At 43.6% G+C, this 14,324-nt stretch carries 14 protein-coding genes and 1 tRNA gene; 10 read left to right on the forward strand and 5 right to left on the reverse strand.

Annotated elements, in window-relative coordinates; genetic code table 11:
* Positions 1-53 precede the first annotated feature (53 nt).
* The 5 genes from BP27_RS0105890 (at position 54) to BP27_RS0105910 (ending at position 6,617) form a co-directional block, all read left to right on the forward strand.
* The gene (locus BP27_RS0105890) at positions 54-2,333 is read left to right on the forward strand and encodes an ABC transporter permease subunit (protein WP_027850764.1); all 2,280 of its coding nucleotides are present in this window, start codon (positions 54-56) and stop codon (positions 2,331-2,333) included.
* Between the two features lie 41 nt (positions 2,334-2,374).
* A complete protein-coding gene (gene pstA, locus BP27_RS0105895; protein WP_027850765.1) occupies positions 2,375-4,051 on the forward strand; it encodes a phosphate ABC transporter permease PstA in 1,677 nt (558 codons plus the stop codon).
* Positions 4,052-4,085: 34 nt separating this feature from the next.
* The gene (gene pstB, locus BP27_RS0105900) at positions 4,086-4,919 is read left to right on the forward strand and encodes a phosphate ABC transporter ATP-binding protein PstB (protein WP_027850766.1); all 834 of its coding nucleotides are present in this window, start codon (positions 4,086-4,088) and stop codon (positions 4,917-4,919) included.
* A 60-nt stretch (positions 4,920-4,979) separates the two neighbouring features.
* The gene (gene phoU / locus BP27_RS0105905) at positions 4,980-5,717 is read left to right on the forward strand and encodes a phosphate signaling complex protein PhoU (RefSeq protein ID WP_027850767.1); all 738 of its coding nucleotides are present in this window, start codon (positions 4,980-4,982) and stop codon (positions 5,715-5,717) included.
* Positions 5,718-5,786: 69 nt separating this feature from the next.
* The gene (locus BP27_RS0105910; protein ID WP_027850768.1) at positions 5,787-6,617 is read left to right on the forward strand and encodes a response regulator; all 831 of its coding nucleotides are present in this window, start codon (positions 5,787-5,789) and stop codon (positions 6,615-6,617) included.
* Here BP27_RS0105910 and phoR read toward each other — a convergent pair.
* The 4 genes from phoR to BP27_RS15400 form a co-directional block, all read right to left on the reverse strand.
* On the reverse strand, positions 6,600-7,901 hold the full coding sequence (gene phoR / locus BP27_RS15395) for a phosphate regulon sensor histidine kinase PhoR (RefSeq protein WP_036239522.1): 1,302 nt from the start codon (positions 7,899-7,901) through the stop codon (positions 6,600-6,602). The two genes, BP27_RS0105910 and phoR, sit on opposite strands and share 18 nt — an antisense overlap.
* Positions 7,894-8,583: a phosphate regulon transcriptional regulator PhoB gene (gene phoB / locus BP27_RS0105920; RefSeq protein ID WP_027850769.1), complete on the reverse strand. Its 690-nt coding sequence runs from the start codon at positions 8,581-8,583 to the stop codon at positions 7,894-7,896. Before phoB ends, phoR begins: the two co-directional genes overlap by 8 nt.
* A gap of 77 nt (positions 8,584-8,660) precedes the next feature.
* The gene (gene ubiA, locus BP27_RS0105925; RefSeq protein WP_027850770.1) at positions 8,661-9,527 is read right to left on the reverse strand and encodes a 4-hydroxybenzoate octaprenyltransferase; all 867 of its coding nucleotides are present in this window, start codon (positions 9,525-9,527) and stop codon (positions 8,661-8,663) included.
* A gap of 2 nt (positions 9,528-9,529) precedes the next feature.
* Positions 9,530-10,084 (reverse strand): chorismate--pyruvate lyase family protein, encoded by a 555-nt coding sequence (locus BP27_RS15400; RefSeq protein ID WP_150112023.1) that lies wholly within the window; start codon positions 10,082-10,084, stop codon positions 9,530-9,532.
* 60 nt (positions 10,085-10,144) lie between these two features.
* Here BP27_RS15400 and BP27_RS0105935 point away from each other — a divergent pair, with 60 nt between their 5' ends.
* Together BP27_RS0105935 and BP27_RS0105940 are read left to right on the forward strand one after the other, a co-directional pair.
* A complete protein-coding gene (locus BP27_RS0105935; protein ID WP_027850771.1) occupies positions 10,145-11,323 on the forward strand; it encodes an FAD-dependent oxidoreductase in 1,179 nt (392 codons plus the stop codon).
* 93 nt (positions 11,324-11,416) lie between these two features.
* Positions 11,417-11,779 (forward strand): SCP2 sterol-binding domain-containing protein, encoded by a 363-nt coding sequence (locus tag BP27_RS0105940; RefSeq protein WP_084324529.1) that lies wholly within the window; start codon positions 11,417-11,419, stop codon positions 11,777-11,779.
* Here BP27_RS0105940 and BP27_RS0105945 read toward each other — a convergent pair whose 3' ends face one another.
* Positions 11,780-12,022 carry a hypothetical protein gene (locus tag BP27_RS0105945; RefSeq protein ID WP_027850773.1) on the reverse strand — a complete coding sequence of 81 codons (243 nt, stop codon included), beginning with the start codon at positions 12,020-12,022 and terminating at the stop codon, positions 11,780-11,782.
* Between the two features lie 101 nt (positions 12,023-12,123).
* Between BP27_RS0105945 and dsbG the strand changes: the two genes are divergently transcribed.
* From dsbG to BP27_RS0105960, 3 genes are all read left to right on the forward strand, one after another.
* Positions 12,124-12,999, forward strand: a complete 876-nt coding sequence (dsbG, locus tag BP27_RS16710; protein ID WP_027850774.1) for a thiol:disulfide interchange protein DsbG — start codon at positions 12,124-12,126, stop codon at positions 12,997-12,999.
* A 9-nt stretch (positions 13,000-13,008) separates the two neighbouring features.
* On the forward strand, positions 13,009-13,821 hold the full coding sequence (locus BP27_RS0105955) for a TlpA disulfide reductase family protein (RefSeq protein ID WP_027850775.1): 813 nt from the start codon (positions 13,009-13,011) through the stop codon (positions 13,819-13,821).
* A gap of 51 nt (positions 13,822-13,872) precedes the next feature.
* A tRNA-Arg gene (locus BP27_RS0105960) sits at positions 13,873-13,949 on the forward strand.
* The last annotated feature ends 375 nt before the right edge of the window (positions 13,950-14,324 follow it).

A 14,324-nucleotide genomic window follows, 5' to 3' on the forward strand; every position in this document is an offset into this window, starting at 1 on the left:
TTGTCACATAAAAAGCTTAAATTGCTCACAAAGCAACTTGCATAGGTTAGACCATGAAGGATATATCTTCAGTTTTAGAGCAAAGACTTAATAGCTCTAGTATAAAAAAACGTCGTAAGTTTCGGGCATTTAAAGATATTTTTGCACGCTATGGTATTGCTGTTGGCGGCATGGGTGTCATAGTCGCGATTACCTTAATTTTCTTTTATTTGCTTTATGAGGTGGTGCCCCTTTTTAAAAGCGCCAGCCTAGAAACCACCAGTAGTTTTTCTTTACCTAATGAGTTAACAGCTAGCCAGAACCTTGCTCTGATTACTGAAGAGCAGAATGAACAAGCTGGAGTGCTCACTCGTCAAGGCCAGCTAATATTTTTTAGCACCCAAGATGGCACAGAAAAAGCACGTCACCAGCTTCCACTTGGGCAAGCAAGCATTACTAGCCTTAAAGAAAAAACGCCTAGTGACAGCAATCTCATGCTTGGCTTAAGCAACGGCCAGGTCATTGCGGCAACGACCCGTTTTCAAGTTGAATACAACAGCCAAGGGGAAAGGGGTGGTATTCAGCCTACTGTTACGCCTTTATTCAAAGCTAACCCTTTACAGTTAGATCCCCTCAAGCGTGCTATTCAACAAGTCACCTACCAAAAGCTCCACGATGGTTTTTTAGTCGCTGGCCTAGTTAAACAAGGTGAAGTGTTATTAAGCAAAGTGGAACAACGCACTAACTTTATTAGCGGTGCCACCCAAGAAACCATTAAGCCGCTAGTTTTTCCTAGTCAAACAAATTATCAGCGTCTACTTATCGCACCTGATGCTCATTATATTTTTGCATTAACGGCGAGTGGACAGTTAGATGTTTATAACGCGCAAAACTTAAACTCAATCGTTTTAGATCATAGCGTACAACTAGTAACCGCTGACCAACAAGTGACACAGCTTATCTTTCAGCTAGGTCAACAATCATTATTAGTAGGCGACAGCCAAGGCAATATAAGCCAATGGTTCATGGTTAGAAATGCTGCCAGCCAACACCGTCTCACCCAAATTCGCACCCTGAAATTAGCCGATGCACCCATAAAGTTTTTAGAAGCAGAACAGCGCCGCAAAGGTTTTATTGCTATAGATGACAATGGACGTGCGGGTATTTTTAATACCACCGCTGAGAAAAAAGCCATCGACCTACAGTTACTCAGCACCAGCCAACCGCAGTTAATTAGCCTGGCACCTCGTGCTTCTATGTTACTAGCATTAGACAAGCAGGGTGTGGTGCATAACTTTGCTATCGACAACAAGCACCCAGAAACCTCACTTAAATCTTTATGGGGCAAGGTTTGGTACGAAGGTTATGAAGAACCCGAATATACTTGGCAATCCTCCTCTGCTTCTACCGAATTTGAGCCTAAATTCAGCTTAACCCCCTTAGCTTTTGGCACCTTAAAGGCGGCCTTTTATGCCATGCTGCTTTCCGTACCTTTGGCTATTTGCGGTGCAATGTACACTGCCTATTTTATGGCTCCTGAAGTCCGCAACAAGGTAAAGCCAGTGATTGAGTTAATGGAAGCCTTACCTACGGTTATTTTAGGTTTTTTTGCTGGTCTATTTTTAGCACCTTTTATGGAAAGCCATTTAACCGGCGTATTTGCACTACTAATTATTATGCCGCTGGGTATCGTTACTTTTGCTTTTGCATGGGCGCAACTGCCTGGCAGCCTACGTCACCGTGTACCTGAAACCTGGCATTTAGTTTTAGTCATTCCACTGGTAGTTTTGCTTGGCTGGCTTTCCATAGCACTTAGCCAACCTTTAGAAATCCTCTTTTTTGCTGGCGACCTGCGCAACTGGCTCACCAATGATTTAGGCATTCCCTTTGATCAACGCAATGCCATGGTGGTGGGTTTTGCAATGGGCTTTGCAGTTATCCCAACTATTTACTCCATCGCCGAAGATGCCCTCTATGGTGTTCCCAAGTCATTAAGCCACGGCTCACTGGCTTTAGGTGCAACCACCTGGCAAACCCTCGTTAGAGTAGTTTTACCTACTGCTAGTCCAGGCATTTTCTCTGCAGTAATGATTGGTATGGGGCGAGCCGTGGGAGAAACCATGATTGTACTGATGGCAACAGGTAATACGGCAGTTATGAATGCCAATATTTTTGAAGGTATGCGAACCCTAGCTGCCAATATTGCTGTTGAAATGGGCGAGTCAGCCATAAGCAGCAGTCACTATCGTGTGTTGTTCCTAGCTGCATTGGTGCTCTTCTTATTTACTTTTGTTGTGAACACCTTAGCGGAACTGGTTCGCCAAAGGCTACGCAAAAAATACAGCTCCCTTTAAGTCAGCCCAGTGCATAGCAATAATTTTAGGAGTTAAGATTCATGCAAATTTCATTAAAAGATTGGGTTCGCAGTGGTTCACCCTGGATCTGGCTTAGCGCCAGCGCAGTGGCCATTAGCGTGGTACTAGTGCTGGGTTTACTTGGCCTTATCGCATCACGAGGTCTAGTGCATTTTTGGCCTGCTACGCTGCAAGAATATACCTACACCCAGACCCAAGATTTACAAATTCAAGTATTGGGAGAACAGGTACAAAGAGAAGAAGTCACCGCTGAACAAATTCGCAATTCAGGCATTCAGGTAGCCGAAGGTGTCGACCTACTTGCGCGTCAGTTAATTAAAGTAGGTAACCGCGATGTGTATGGTTCTGATTTTCGATGGGCATTAGAAAATCAGTTAAGCAACCTAAACTACCCAACCTACGCCACCAGTTTTGAACGCCGTGAACAGGGTAACTTTTATGGCTTTATTTTAGGCATCAAAGATCAAGGTCAGCTAGTTGCTGAACAGGAAAAAGGCAGCAACCAACTTTGGCCTGCCGTTACTGAGCGTCTAGAAAAAACCCTACGCATTCACCAGCAAATTGAAGACTTAGAAAAAGGCGCAATTGGTAGCATTAACTACCAGTTAGAAGAGCTGCGCCTAGACAAAAGACGTTTAGAGCTCAAGGGCCAGGCCACCCCTGAAAACCTTGCGCCACTGGAAGCCAAGCAAGCAGCTATGCAAGCTGATTATGCACAACTAGAAACACAGCTAAGAACGCTTTACCAATCTTTAGCAACCAGCAGCCTTGTTGTTGTAACGGCTGATGGGCAAAGCAAAGAGATCAACTTCAGCACAATTGTAAGAGCTTACCAGCCTAATAATATGAGCCTAGGGCAAAAGCTAGGCCATTATTTTGCCAAGCTTTGGGAGTTTGTTTCTGACGACCCACGGGAAGCCAATACAGAAGGGGGTATTTTTCCAGCCATTTTTGGCACCGTGATGATGGTGTTAATTATGTCGCTGCTAGTAACACCCTTTGGTGTAATCACAGCAATATATTTGCGCGAATACGCCCGCCAAGGTTTTATTACTCGATTAATTCGTATCGCCGTTAATAACCTTGCCAGTGTACCCTCCATTGTTTATGGCGTATTTGGTCTGGGTTTCTTCGTTTATTTTATTGGTGGCAACCTAGACAAAATTTTCTACCCAGAAGCAGCACCTTCTCCCACCTTTGGTACACCCGGTTTGCTGTGGGCATCTTTAACCTTGGCACTGCTTACTTTGCCAGTGGTTATTGTGGCTACAGAAGAAGGTTTATCACGTATTCCACGCTCAGTTAGAGAAGGCTCTTTAGCCTTGGGCGCTACCAAGCTTGAAACGCTATGGCGTATCGTAATTCCTATGGCCAGCCCTGCCATGATGACTGGTGTTATTTTAGCCGTGGCTCGTGCCGCTGGTGAAGTGGCACCGCTCATGCTAGTGGGTGTGGTGAAGTTAGCGCCTAATTTGCCCTTAGATACCAATGCACCTTTTTTACACCTAGAGCGCAAATTTATGCACCTAGGCTTTCATATTTACGATGTCGGTTTTCAAAGCCCTAATGTCGAAGCAGCAAGGCCTTTAGTTTATGCCACAGCCTTAATGCTAGTTGTGGTGATTGCGCTACTTAACCTAACCGCTATCACTCTGCGTAATCGGTTAAGAGAAAAATACCGCGCCTTAGATGTGTAGCTAGTAAAACGAATAATGAATAAAGGTAAATAAAATGAATACTCAAACAACTGCCCCTGCCATAAAAATGGCTGACTTAGGGCGTAAAACACAGCAGATCAGCTTAGAACAAGAAACCACCAGTATCGATGTTCAAAACATGAGTCTCTACTACGGCAAAACCCAAGCCTTAAAAGATATTAGCCTACAAATTCCTAAGCAAAGGGTTACCGCCTTTATAGGCCCTTCAGGTTGTGGCAAATCGACCCTATTGCGCTCTTTTAATCGCATGAATGACTTGGTTGATGGTGTCAGCATTGAAGGCCAGGTGAATATCGACAAAACCAACATCTATGACAAAAGTGTTGACGTTGCAGACCTGCGCCGCAGAGTTGGCATGGTGTTTCAAAAGCCTAACCCTTTTCCAAAGTCCATTTATGAAAACGTTGCTTATGGTTTACGTATTCAAGGCATCAACAATAAACGCCTGCTAGATGAAACCGTGGAATGGGCCTTAAAATCGGCGGCGCTTTGGGACGAAACCAAAGATCGCTTGCATGAATCAGCTTTAGGCATGTCGGGTGGTCAGCAACAACGCTTGGTCATTGCTCGCACCATTGCCATTAAGCCAGAAATTTTATTGTTAGATGAGCCTGCTTCTGCACTAGACCCTATTTCCACGTTAAAAATAGAAGAGCTGATTCATAACTTAAAAGACAAGTTCACCATCATTATTGTGACTCACAATATGCAACAAGCAGCGCGAGTTTCAGACTACACCGCCTTTATGTACCTAGGTAAAGTTATAGAGTTTGATAACACCGACAAGCTATTCACTAACCCCAGCCAAAAACAAACCGAAGACTATATTACCGGTCGCTATGGTTAAGTCGTCCTAACCTTATTTAAAGCCTAGCCAACACCAGTAACGTTAATTAGCGAGCCAAAAATGAAAATAAACCAAGATAGCCATAGCACCCATATTTCACAAAAGTTTAACCAAGAACTAGAAGAAATACGCAGCCAGCTTTTAGAAATGGGTGGTCTAGTCGAGCAGCAAATTCATGATGCCATTCAATCCCTAACAGAGGGTGATACTCAGCTAGCCAAGGCTGTTTGTGAAAAAGACCAAGAAGTGAACCAGCTACAACTCGATATAGACGAGCAGTGCACACAAATTCTTGCGCGCCGCCAACCAGCTGCATCTGACTTACGTTTAGTCTTAGCTGTTATTCGTGCCACAGCAGACTTAGAGCGTATGGGGGATGAGTCAAGCAAGGTAGCTAAAGCCACTTTAAAACTAGCGGAAGAAGGTCATTCACCCAGAGGTTATATAGAAGCAAGGCACCTAGGAACGCTCGTTAGAAAAATGGTTCAGGATGTTCTGAATGCTTTTGCACGTTTTGATACCACTCAAGCCTTAGCAGTATTGCATGAAGACAAGAATGTTGACCTAGAGTACCAGTCAGCTACCCGCTCACTGGTCACTTTTATGATGGAAGACCCACGAGCTATTTCACAAGTTATGAACATTATGTGGGTACTCCGCTCACTAGAACGGATTGGTGACCATGCCAGCAACCTAGCAGAATATGTTATCTACCTAGTTGAAGGGCAGGATGTACGTTATACCCAAACAGAAAAAATTGAGGCAGCACTCACTCGTCCCAAGCACTCAGAGAAGTAAGCTGACATAAGCGCAGAAATAAGGTTAGAATCGAAATGACACTAACCTCTTACTGTTGAAGGAATAACTATGGTCAAGTTAAGGCTACTAGTTGTTGATGATGCCAAGTTTATTCGTGACCTGGTACAAAAAACCCTGCGTGCTGAATACCCAGAAATAGAGCTAATGGAAGCCTCTGATGGGCGTAAAGCGCAGGCAATCTTAGAGCGCAACAGCTTTGATATGATTTTATGTGACTGGGAAATGCCCGAGATGAGTGGCATAGAGCTGCTTGAGTGGGTACGCGCTCAAGAAAACATGCAAGAGCAGCCTTTTATTCTAGTCACCAGCCTAGACCAAAAAGAGCATGTAGTAGAAGCACTAAAAGCGGGCGTAAATGATTACGTTACCAAGCCTTTCTCTGCTGAACAGTTAATTAGCAAAGTAATGAAGCAGCTAATTAAATCTGGAAAAATCACCCGTGAAGAAGCCATGAACATGGGGCGCAAAGAGCGTATTTCATCAGCAGGCGGGGCTGAACTCCTCACAGGTGGTGGCAACCCCTTAGTTTCGGCAGCCAAAAAGCCAACGCCAGCAAGAAGAACACCCAAGGGCAAAGCAATTCTTTTGGTTGGCGAACAACGTATGACGGTACTAATTCGTGATATTAATAAACAAGAAGCACAGCTTCTAGGAAAGCTAAGTGAAGGCAAACCTTCTTTAGCAGAAGAGGTAACCCTTGGACTGGTTTTTGGTCGTGAAGAAAAAGCTATAAAAACCACTGTAAAAGCTTATATTTCTAGCTTGCAGCTAGCTGAGCGCAACCAACAAACAGATAAACTTAACCTAACCCTTCAGTTCCTACCTCAAGATGCCGAAACCAGTGCTAAATTTGCAAAAATTCTAGCGCTTATGGGTTAGTTTAACTGTTTTATTTAAAGGGAAACAACAGGTAAAACTGCTGCCTATATCTGGCTGACTAGCCACTTCTAACTGCCCTTGATGGCGCAACATAACATGCTTAACTATGGCTAAACCTAAGCCGGTTCCGCCTGTACTGCTAGAGCGTCCTTTATCTATACGATAAAACCGCTCGGTTAAATGAGGTAAAAAAGCTGGGTCGATACCCTGCCCTTTATCTTCCACCTGAAAATAAGCTCCTTCTGTATTTTGATACCAACGTAAAGTAATGACTGTACCTGCTGGCGTATATTTCACGGCATTAAAAACCAAATTAGAAAACGCACTGCGTAATTCTTTTTCACAACCATAAATCCCTAAAGATTCATCAACCTCTAAAAATAATGAGTGCTGTCCACTAGACAAGGCTTGAGCATCTGTTTGTATAGAGTTAATAAGCCTTGCCACCCTTAGCGGCTCTCTTCCCGCCTTAAAGTTACTGGTTTCTAGGCTAGAAAGGGTTAACAAATCTTCTACTAATTGCTGCATACGCAGTGATTGACCACGCATTAGGGTTAACCCACGCTGCCACTTACTTGGCAGACTTTCAGCATGATCACTAAAGGTTTCTAAATAACCCGATAAAACCGTTAAGGGGGTGCGTAGCTCGTGAGACACATTGGCAATAAAATCTTGACGCATCACCTCTAAGCGCTGCATTTTAGTGACATCACGCACCAGTATTAGTCGCTCGTTACTACCAAAAAGGGTTACCTGAAACTCTAAACTGCGATCTTCATTTAAAGGTGAAGCAAGAGTCAAAGGGTCTTGGTACTGCTGGGACTCGTAGTAATCAACAAAACTGGGTTCGCGTAATAAATGCGTAATGGGGTAACCAAGATCACTGGGAGAACGTAGACCTAGCAAAGCTTCTGCTGCAGTATTCCACCATTCCAGATTACCCTTGCCATCAATCATAACTACGCCATCGCGCAAAGCCTGGCTAGAGTCTTGAATACGATTTAAAATTTGCTTTAAGTGCAGCTGGCTAGACTGCTGGCGGCGTTGATAATGATAAATACCATCAAATACTTCACCCCAAATACCCTTGGCTTCTGGTGGCTCTTGGTCTGGTTGGGCTAACCAACGAGTCAGCCGCATTAGCTGCCAAAAATTCTTGGCTACAAAAACCAAAGCAGCTATAAACAAACCTAAAACTGCTTGATTAAAAAGCCAACCAGCTAGAAACCCTAAGAGCAGGTAAAGAACAAGCACTTTGACTTCTTTACGAAATAAACTAGTCATGGGTAGAAAAACGATAACCCGTTCCACGTACCGTCTGTATTAAGCCTTCGTGCTTAGGACCTAAAGCTTTACGCAAACGGCGTATATGCACATCAACGGTACGGTCTTCAACATACACGCCACCACCCCACACCTGATCTAGCAACTGGTTACGAGTAAATGCCCGCTCTTGATGCGACATAAAAAATTGCAATAAACGAAACTCGGTTGGGCCAACTTCTAAAGGCTCATCAAAGGAAGTGACTCGGTGGCTCACAGGATCTAGACGCAAACCTTCTACTTCTACTGCTGCTTCCATAGCTAGGGGAGTTGTTCTTCTAAGTACCGCTTTTAAGCGTGCAACTAACTCACGGGTAGAAAAAGGCTTAGTCATATAATCATCAGCGCCAGCTTCTAGCCCCTGAATTTTATTGTCTTCTTCACTACGGGCAGTCAGCATAATGATGGGTATTTCAGCTGTTGCACTATCTCGCTTTAAACGCCGCGCTAACTCTATACCACTGGTGCCTGGCATCATCCAATCAAGAAGAATTAAGTCTGGATTACAATCAACAACTAGAGCATGAGCTGTTTGTGCATCGCCTGCTTCTAAACACTGGTAATCAGCCATTTCCAAAGCCATCACTAACATTTCTCGGATAGCGGCTTCATCATCAACAATCAATATTGTTTTAGTGGTCATTGTCCTTCACTCTCTTAAGCTTGGTGCATTTTTTTCTAGCCTATTACAGCTGCATGACAAAATGATGACACCCAAACTTAAGCAACCCAGTAATCTATCACTAACAGAATAAACAAAACCATACCCGCATAATGATTGTTTAGAAATGCTCGCAAGCATGGCCCACGCTGACGGTGACGAATTAACCACTGCTGCCAAATAAAAAAACCAGCCATGGCCAATAAGCCTAAATAAAAAATATTGCCACGTTCAAATGCTAAACCAGCTAGAGCTAAAAGCACTAGCGTCACCAGTTGAGTTACTCCTATGGCAAAACGGTCGTAATCACCAAAAAATACCGCAGTGGATTTAACACCAATTTTTAAGTCATCTTCTCTATCTTCCATAGCGTAGGCAGTGTCATAACCAACCGTCCAAACCAAGTTAGCAAAAAATATAAGCCAAAGTGCTGGGGGCAAACCATTCGTTTGAGCTGCAAAAGCCATAGGGATAGCCCAAGAGAAGGCTGCACCTAAAACCACTTGAGGAAAGTGGGTGTAACGCTTCATAAAGGGGTAGCTAGCCGCTAATAACAGAGCAATAGGCGCTAGCGTTAAAGTAAGCAGGTTAGTAAACAGCGTTAAAATAAACGAGATTAAAATTAAAACAATAAAAAGTACCAGCGCTTCTTTGGCGGTTACCCTGCCTGTTGCTAAAGGGCGTGTACAAGTACGCCTAACATGGCCATCTACTTTGCGATCTGCAAAGTCATTAATAACACAGCCAGCCGAACGCATTAGCACTACACCTGCTACAAATATAAACAGCACTTTAATGTTTGGCACACCATCTGCCGCAAACCACAAGGCCCAAAGGGTTGGCCAAAGCACTAGATAAGTACCAATGGGGCGGTTCAGCCGAGTTAAGTCTATAAAGGCGGGAAGACGTTGATACCAGGGTGTCATACTTATTGCGCTCCAGATAAAGCTAACTGTTTAGCCATAGGGTGCAAGAAATGCTCAGCCACTAGCAAGCGTAGGTTTTTTGCATAAAAACATGAAGCTCGACCCCATAAGCTAGGTGTAGAAAGCTGGTTAGGTGCGCAGAAAACAAAGGGACCACGTTTAATTAATGGGTCACTAAATAAAACCTGCCCTAAAGCTGTATTGCCCACTTGAGTTAAGCGACGACGCAAACCACCTTGAGTATTTAAAGGCAGTACCGATCGAGCAAATACCCAAGGCTCACCATCGACCTCTAGCAATACCTCTCTCACCCAAGCTCGCTGCTTTATACAACCCAGTAAAGCCACCTCGTTAGCTGGGGCAAGGATAACTTTTTCACTTAATACGCTAACTTTAAAGTCTTGCTGGGCATGGCTTTTTAACCTTAGAGTAAGCGAGCCTTTTTCTTGCAGCCAGCTACGCCAAGCGCCCGCGGGTGCACCCGTTAAATGGGCAGCCGGCAGCCAGTTTATTGAAGCAGTTTCGTTTGGCTGTTGCTTTAAGCTGGTAAGGGTCATAAAAAACGCTAGCACTTTTCGGTCTATAATGGCTGCGAATTCTAACACAAGGATAGCTTTATGCCTTCAACTCAACCAACGCCGCCTCTGATTATTCTTGGTTCAGGTATGGCTGGCTATCAACTAGCAACAGAACTCAGGCGCTTAGGTGATGCTAGACCCATTACCCTGGTTACAGAAGATTCAGCAGACTTCTACTCAAAGCCACTCTTATCAACTGCCTTAGCTAAAAAGCAACAGCCTGAACAGCTAGTTAGTGCCAGTGGGCAACAACAAGCTGAAAAACTACAACTGACTATCTTGCCCTTCACCCGGGTAACCGCTATACAACCTAATGAAAAACGCATCATTACTGCAGAACATACCCTAGACTACCAAAGCCTTGTTATAGCTACAGGTGCTCGACCTAACCTACCGTCTATACCTTTAGCTGAAACCACACCTAAGAGCAAAGTGCTCTATACAGTCAATAGCTTAGAAGACTACCAAGAGTTACGGCAGCAACTAGCAACCAGCCCTAGCGTACTGATTATTGGTGGTGGCTTAATAGGTGTTGAAATGGCTCAAGATTTATTAGCAGCCAACTTTGATGTAACGCTCCTAGCAAGAAGTAATAGTTTATTAGATGAGCTAATTCCAGCCGAAGCAGCTGAGTTACTAGAAAAAAAGCTTAAACAACAAGGGTTAAAGCTGTTTAAAAATACTTCTGCCACCCAAGTGACTCAACATAAACAAGCTTGGCAAGTGCACACAGACCAACAGCTAAAGCTAACAGCTCAAACTCTGATTTGTGCTACAGGCTTACACCCACGTATAAGAATTGCTTCAGAAGCAGGTATAGCGACTAACAAGGGCATTCTGGTTGATCAGCAATTAAAAACCAATATGCCTGATATTTATGCATTAGGTGACTGCGCGGAAATTACTGGCCTTAATTTAATGTATGTACAACCTATGATGGCCAGCGCTCGTGTTTTAGCTGCACGGCTAACGGGTGACTTAACAGCCAAGCTGAATCTACAAGCCTTACCTATTTTGATAAAAACTCCTAGCTGCCCAGTTGTTGCTGCACCGCCAGCCAAGTCTGCCGAGGGTAGTTGGCAGTATGAAAAAGAAGCGGATAGCTGTATAGCAGAGTTTAAATCTAACACTGGCCAGCTCTTAGGTTTTGCGCTGGTAGGCAAGGCTGTAAGGCAAAAAACACGCTTAACTAAAGCTTTACCTCCTTTAATTAGCTGACTTTTTAAAACACTTGTTTTATTCTGCTGTTGCTTGGTATTTTTTCAGGTCACTGATTTTTATTCATGCTAACAACTCTGGACTCTAACAATAATGCTCAAACTAAGATTTTTACTTTGGATGCTAGGTTTTTTACTTAAACGTACTTGGCGTAAAGATGAAAAGTTTCGCCAAAAACTAGAAAAACAACCTTTAAACTTTTCAATTAAAACAGCAGATAACAAACTAGAGCGTTGTTTTTTCTTAGAGTCTAGCGGCATAACAACGGCTAAAGCGAGCAAAGAAGCGCTCGATATGACTCTAGCTTTTGGTACGCCTGTTCAAGCTTGGAGTACACTCACTAATAAAGATAAGAATGCTTTTATGCGAGCTATTCAAGAAGGCGAAGTAAAGGTGGAAGGTGACTTTAAACTGCTTTTCCACCTACAAAGCCTTATGAAACATCTAAAAATTTAACTAATCATCTGCTTCATCTTCACGCAGCTTGGCAAAACGTTCATCTGCCAAGCGCAATTCCTTCTGTTGTTGGTAGCGTCTTAACACCGCTATCACCAACGCCGCTGTTAACATTAACAATAAAACCACGAGCTGATAACTACCTGCCTGCCCTCGCCCTAAACTTGTTTCCAATAAAAATATCGCTAATAAGCCTGCGGCTTGTGAAACTATTGCCCAAATACGCAGTCGATCATTAAACATACTATTTTCACCTGGCCTAAAAGATGACACTAGCTAGCAAACTAGCTAACCTTGTCCGTTAATTTTACCTAGCACTCTATCAGCAGAGGTTTTTTATCCTTATGACGCGCCACTTATTTTTAACTTTATTAGCACTAACATTTAGCCTGCTACTGAGTTTATCTAGCTACACCTTGGCAGAAAACACCCCGGCACAAAACACACCAAGCCAGCCAGCAGAAACCCAGTTAGAGTTAGAAGTTTTGCCCGCGCCAATCCAACACCTTAAAAACAAAGGGCTAGTTATTGTACGTGAATTTCCTGTGGGTGCAGCGCTTAAAGGTTGGGTCGTTAACTATCAAGGCAAGGATATGATTGTTTACACCACTGCCGATGATGAATTTTTAATTAATGGGGTTTTACTCGATGCACAGGGTAATGATTTAACCGAAGGTCACCAAAAAAGCTGGATACCACGCCCTAGCTGGGATGATTTAGCAACCAGCCACTTTATTACTGAACCTAGCCTAGCACCCGAGTCTACAGCTGGTGAATCCACTATTTATATGTTTTACGATGCCAACTGCCCCTTCTGCCATCTAGCTTGGTTAGCCCTACAGCCCTACCGTGAAGCTGGGCTAGAAGTTCGCTGGATTCCTGTTGCCTACCTAAAGCCAGACAGCCGAGATAAGGCAGCGGCTATTTTAAGTACACCTAAAAACAAACAAGCTGAACACCTAAGAGCCAGTATGCAAGCTTTCAACACTGACACTCAAGACTTTAGCCAACCACCTAGCAACGAAAACAAACAGCAGCTACAAACAAATATGAATCTAATGCAGTCTTTAGGTATTAATGGCACACCTGGCTGGGTATGGCTAAACAAGGAAGGCAAAATGCAAACCCAAGCTGGCATGTTACGTCTACCCAAGCTACCTAACGTGACAGGGCTGCCCGCACAAAAACATACTGAACCCACTTTAATGCGTTTTCGCTAAGACAAAACAATGGAAGCTATTACTTTAGGGCCGCTTGTTCTACCCCTAAGCCGTTTACCTGGTTTAATTGCGCTTATTATTTTATTGGTAGGCAGTGAGCTACTGAACAAACGCTATTCAGGCTTAGCTCGCTGGGCTTGGCTAACGGCTCTAGTAGCTACTTTGGGCTCTAGACTGATTTATGCTACTAGCACCCCTTCTGCTTATTTAAGTGAGCCTTGGACTTTACTGTATTTTTGGCAGCCTGGTTTTAGTGTTTGGGGTGCCATTTTATCTGCAGTTATTTTTACGGGTCTATATTTATACAAAAAGCCACAACTTTTACCTAGCAGCCTAACCACCCTAGGTATCGCCAGCATAGTCGGCTTAGCACTATTGCTACTTACGCCAGGAAATGATTTCACTAGAGAAAGCTTACCCACACAAACCTTTACTAATCTAGAAGGTGATGAATTAGCGCTGACTCAGTTTCAGGGCAAGCCCTTGGTTGTGAATATGTGGGCAACCTGGTGCCCACCCTGTCGACGTGAAATGCCCATGCTACAAAGTTTTGAAGGTGACGACCGAGTACAGCTAATAATGATTAACCAAGGTGAAAGCCCGGTAGCAGTAGACCAGTTTTTACGCAGCCAAAACTTAAGTTTTAGCCAGGTATTAATTGATGTTCACCAAAAAGCAGGCAGAATCTTTAGAGCGCCCGGTTTACCCGCAACCGTGTTTTATAATGCCCAGGGTATACAAGTAGATAGGCACTTTGGAGAATTAAGCCGCGCACAAATAGAAAGGTTTATTCAGCAACAGGCATCCTTGCTAGACAAATAATCACTAGCCCCCTACAATTCACAGCCTTGTAAATATACTTTTACACACCAAGCGCTAGTAGCTCAGCTGGATAGAGTGTCGCCCTCCGAAGGCGAAGGTCGTGGGTTCGACTCCCGCCTAGCGCGCCATTTAAAGCTGGCTAAATCACTAAAACTACCCGGAAGCCCTACATGATTAGGGCTTTTTGTTTTCTAGCTGAATACCTTCCTAAAAGAAATAGAGTCCACCCTAACTGGTTATAGCCAAGTCTACTTTTGGTGTAAATTGGCAGCTATTTGCTTTTTAATGTAGAATAGTTGATCTTCCGCAATGGAAAAATCTTTTAAGTCAATCAGTTATAGCTTATTAACTGCCCATTCACCTAACTCGGAGTTTATTATTTATGGTCACGGTTGCCTTTCGCTTCCATCAGCCTGTTTCTATTAAGCCCTTACTTTGCATTCAAAATATCTCGCTTCCTACTTAAGTACCTTCTTTTAGTTTTCTTGTAAATTTAATACTGC

This window comes from Marinospirillum insulare DSM 21763 (assembly GCF_000686905.1).
In the GTDB taxonomy this organism is placed as follows: Bacteria; Pseudomonadota; Gammaproteobacteria; order Pseudomonadales; family Halomonadaceae; genus Marinospirillum; species Marinospirillum insulare.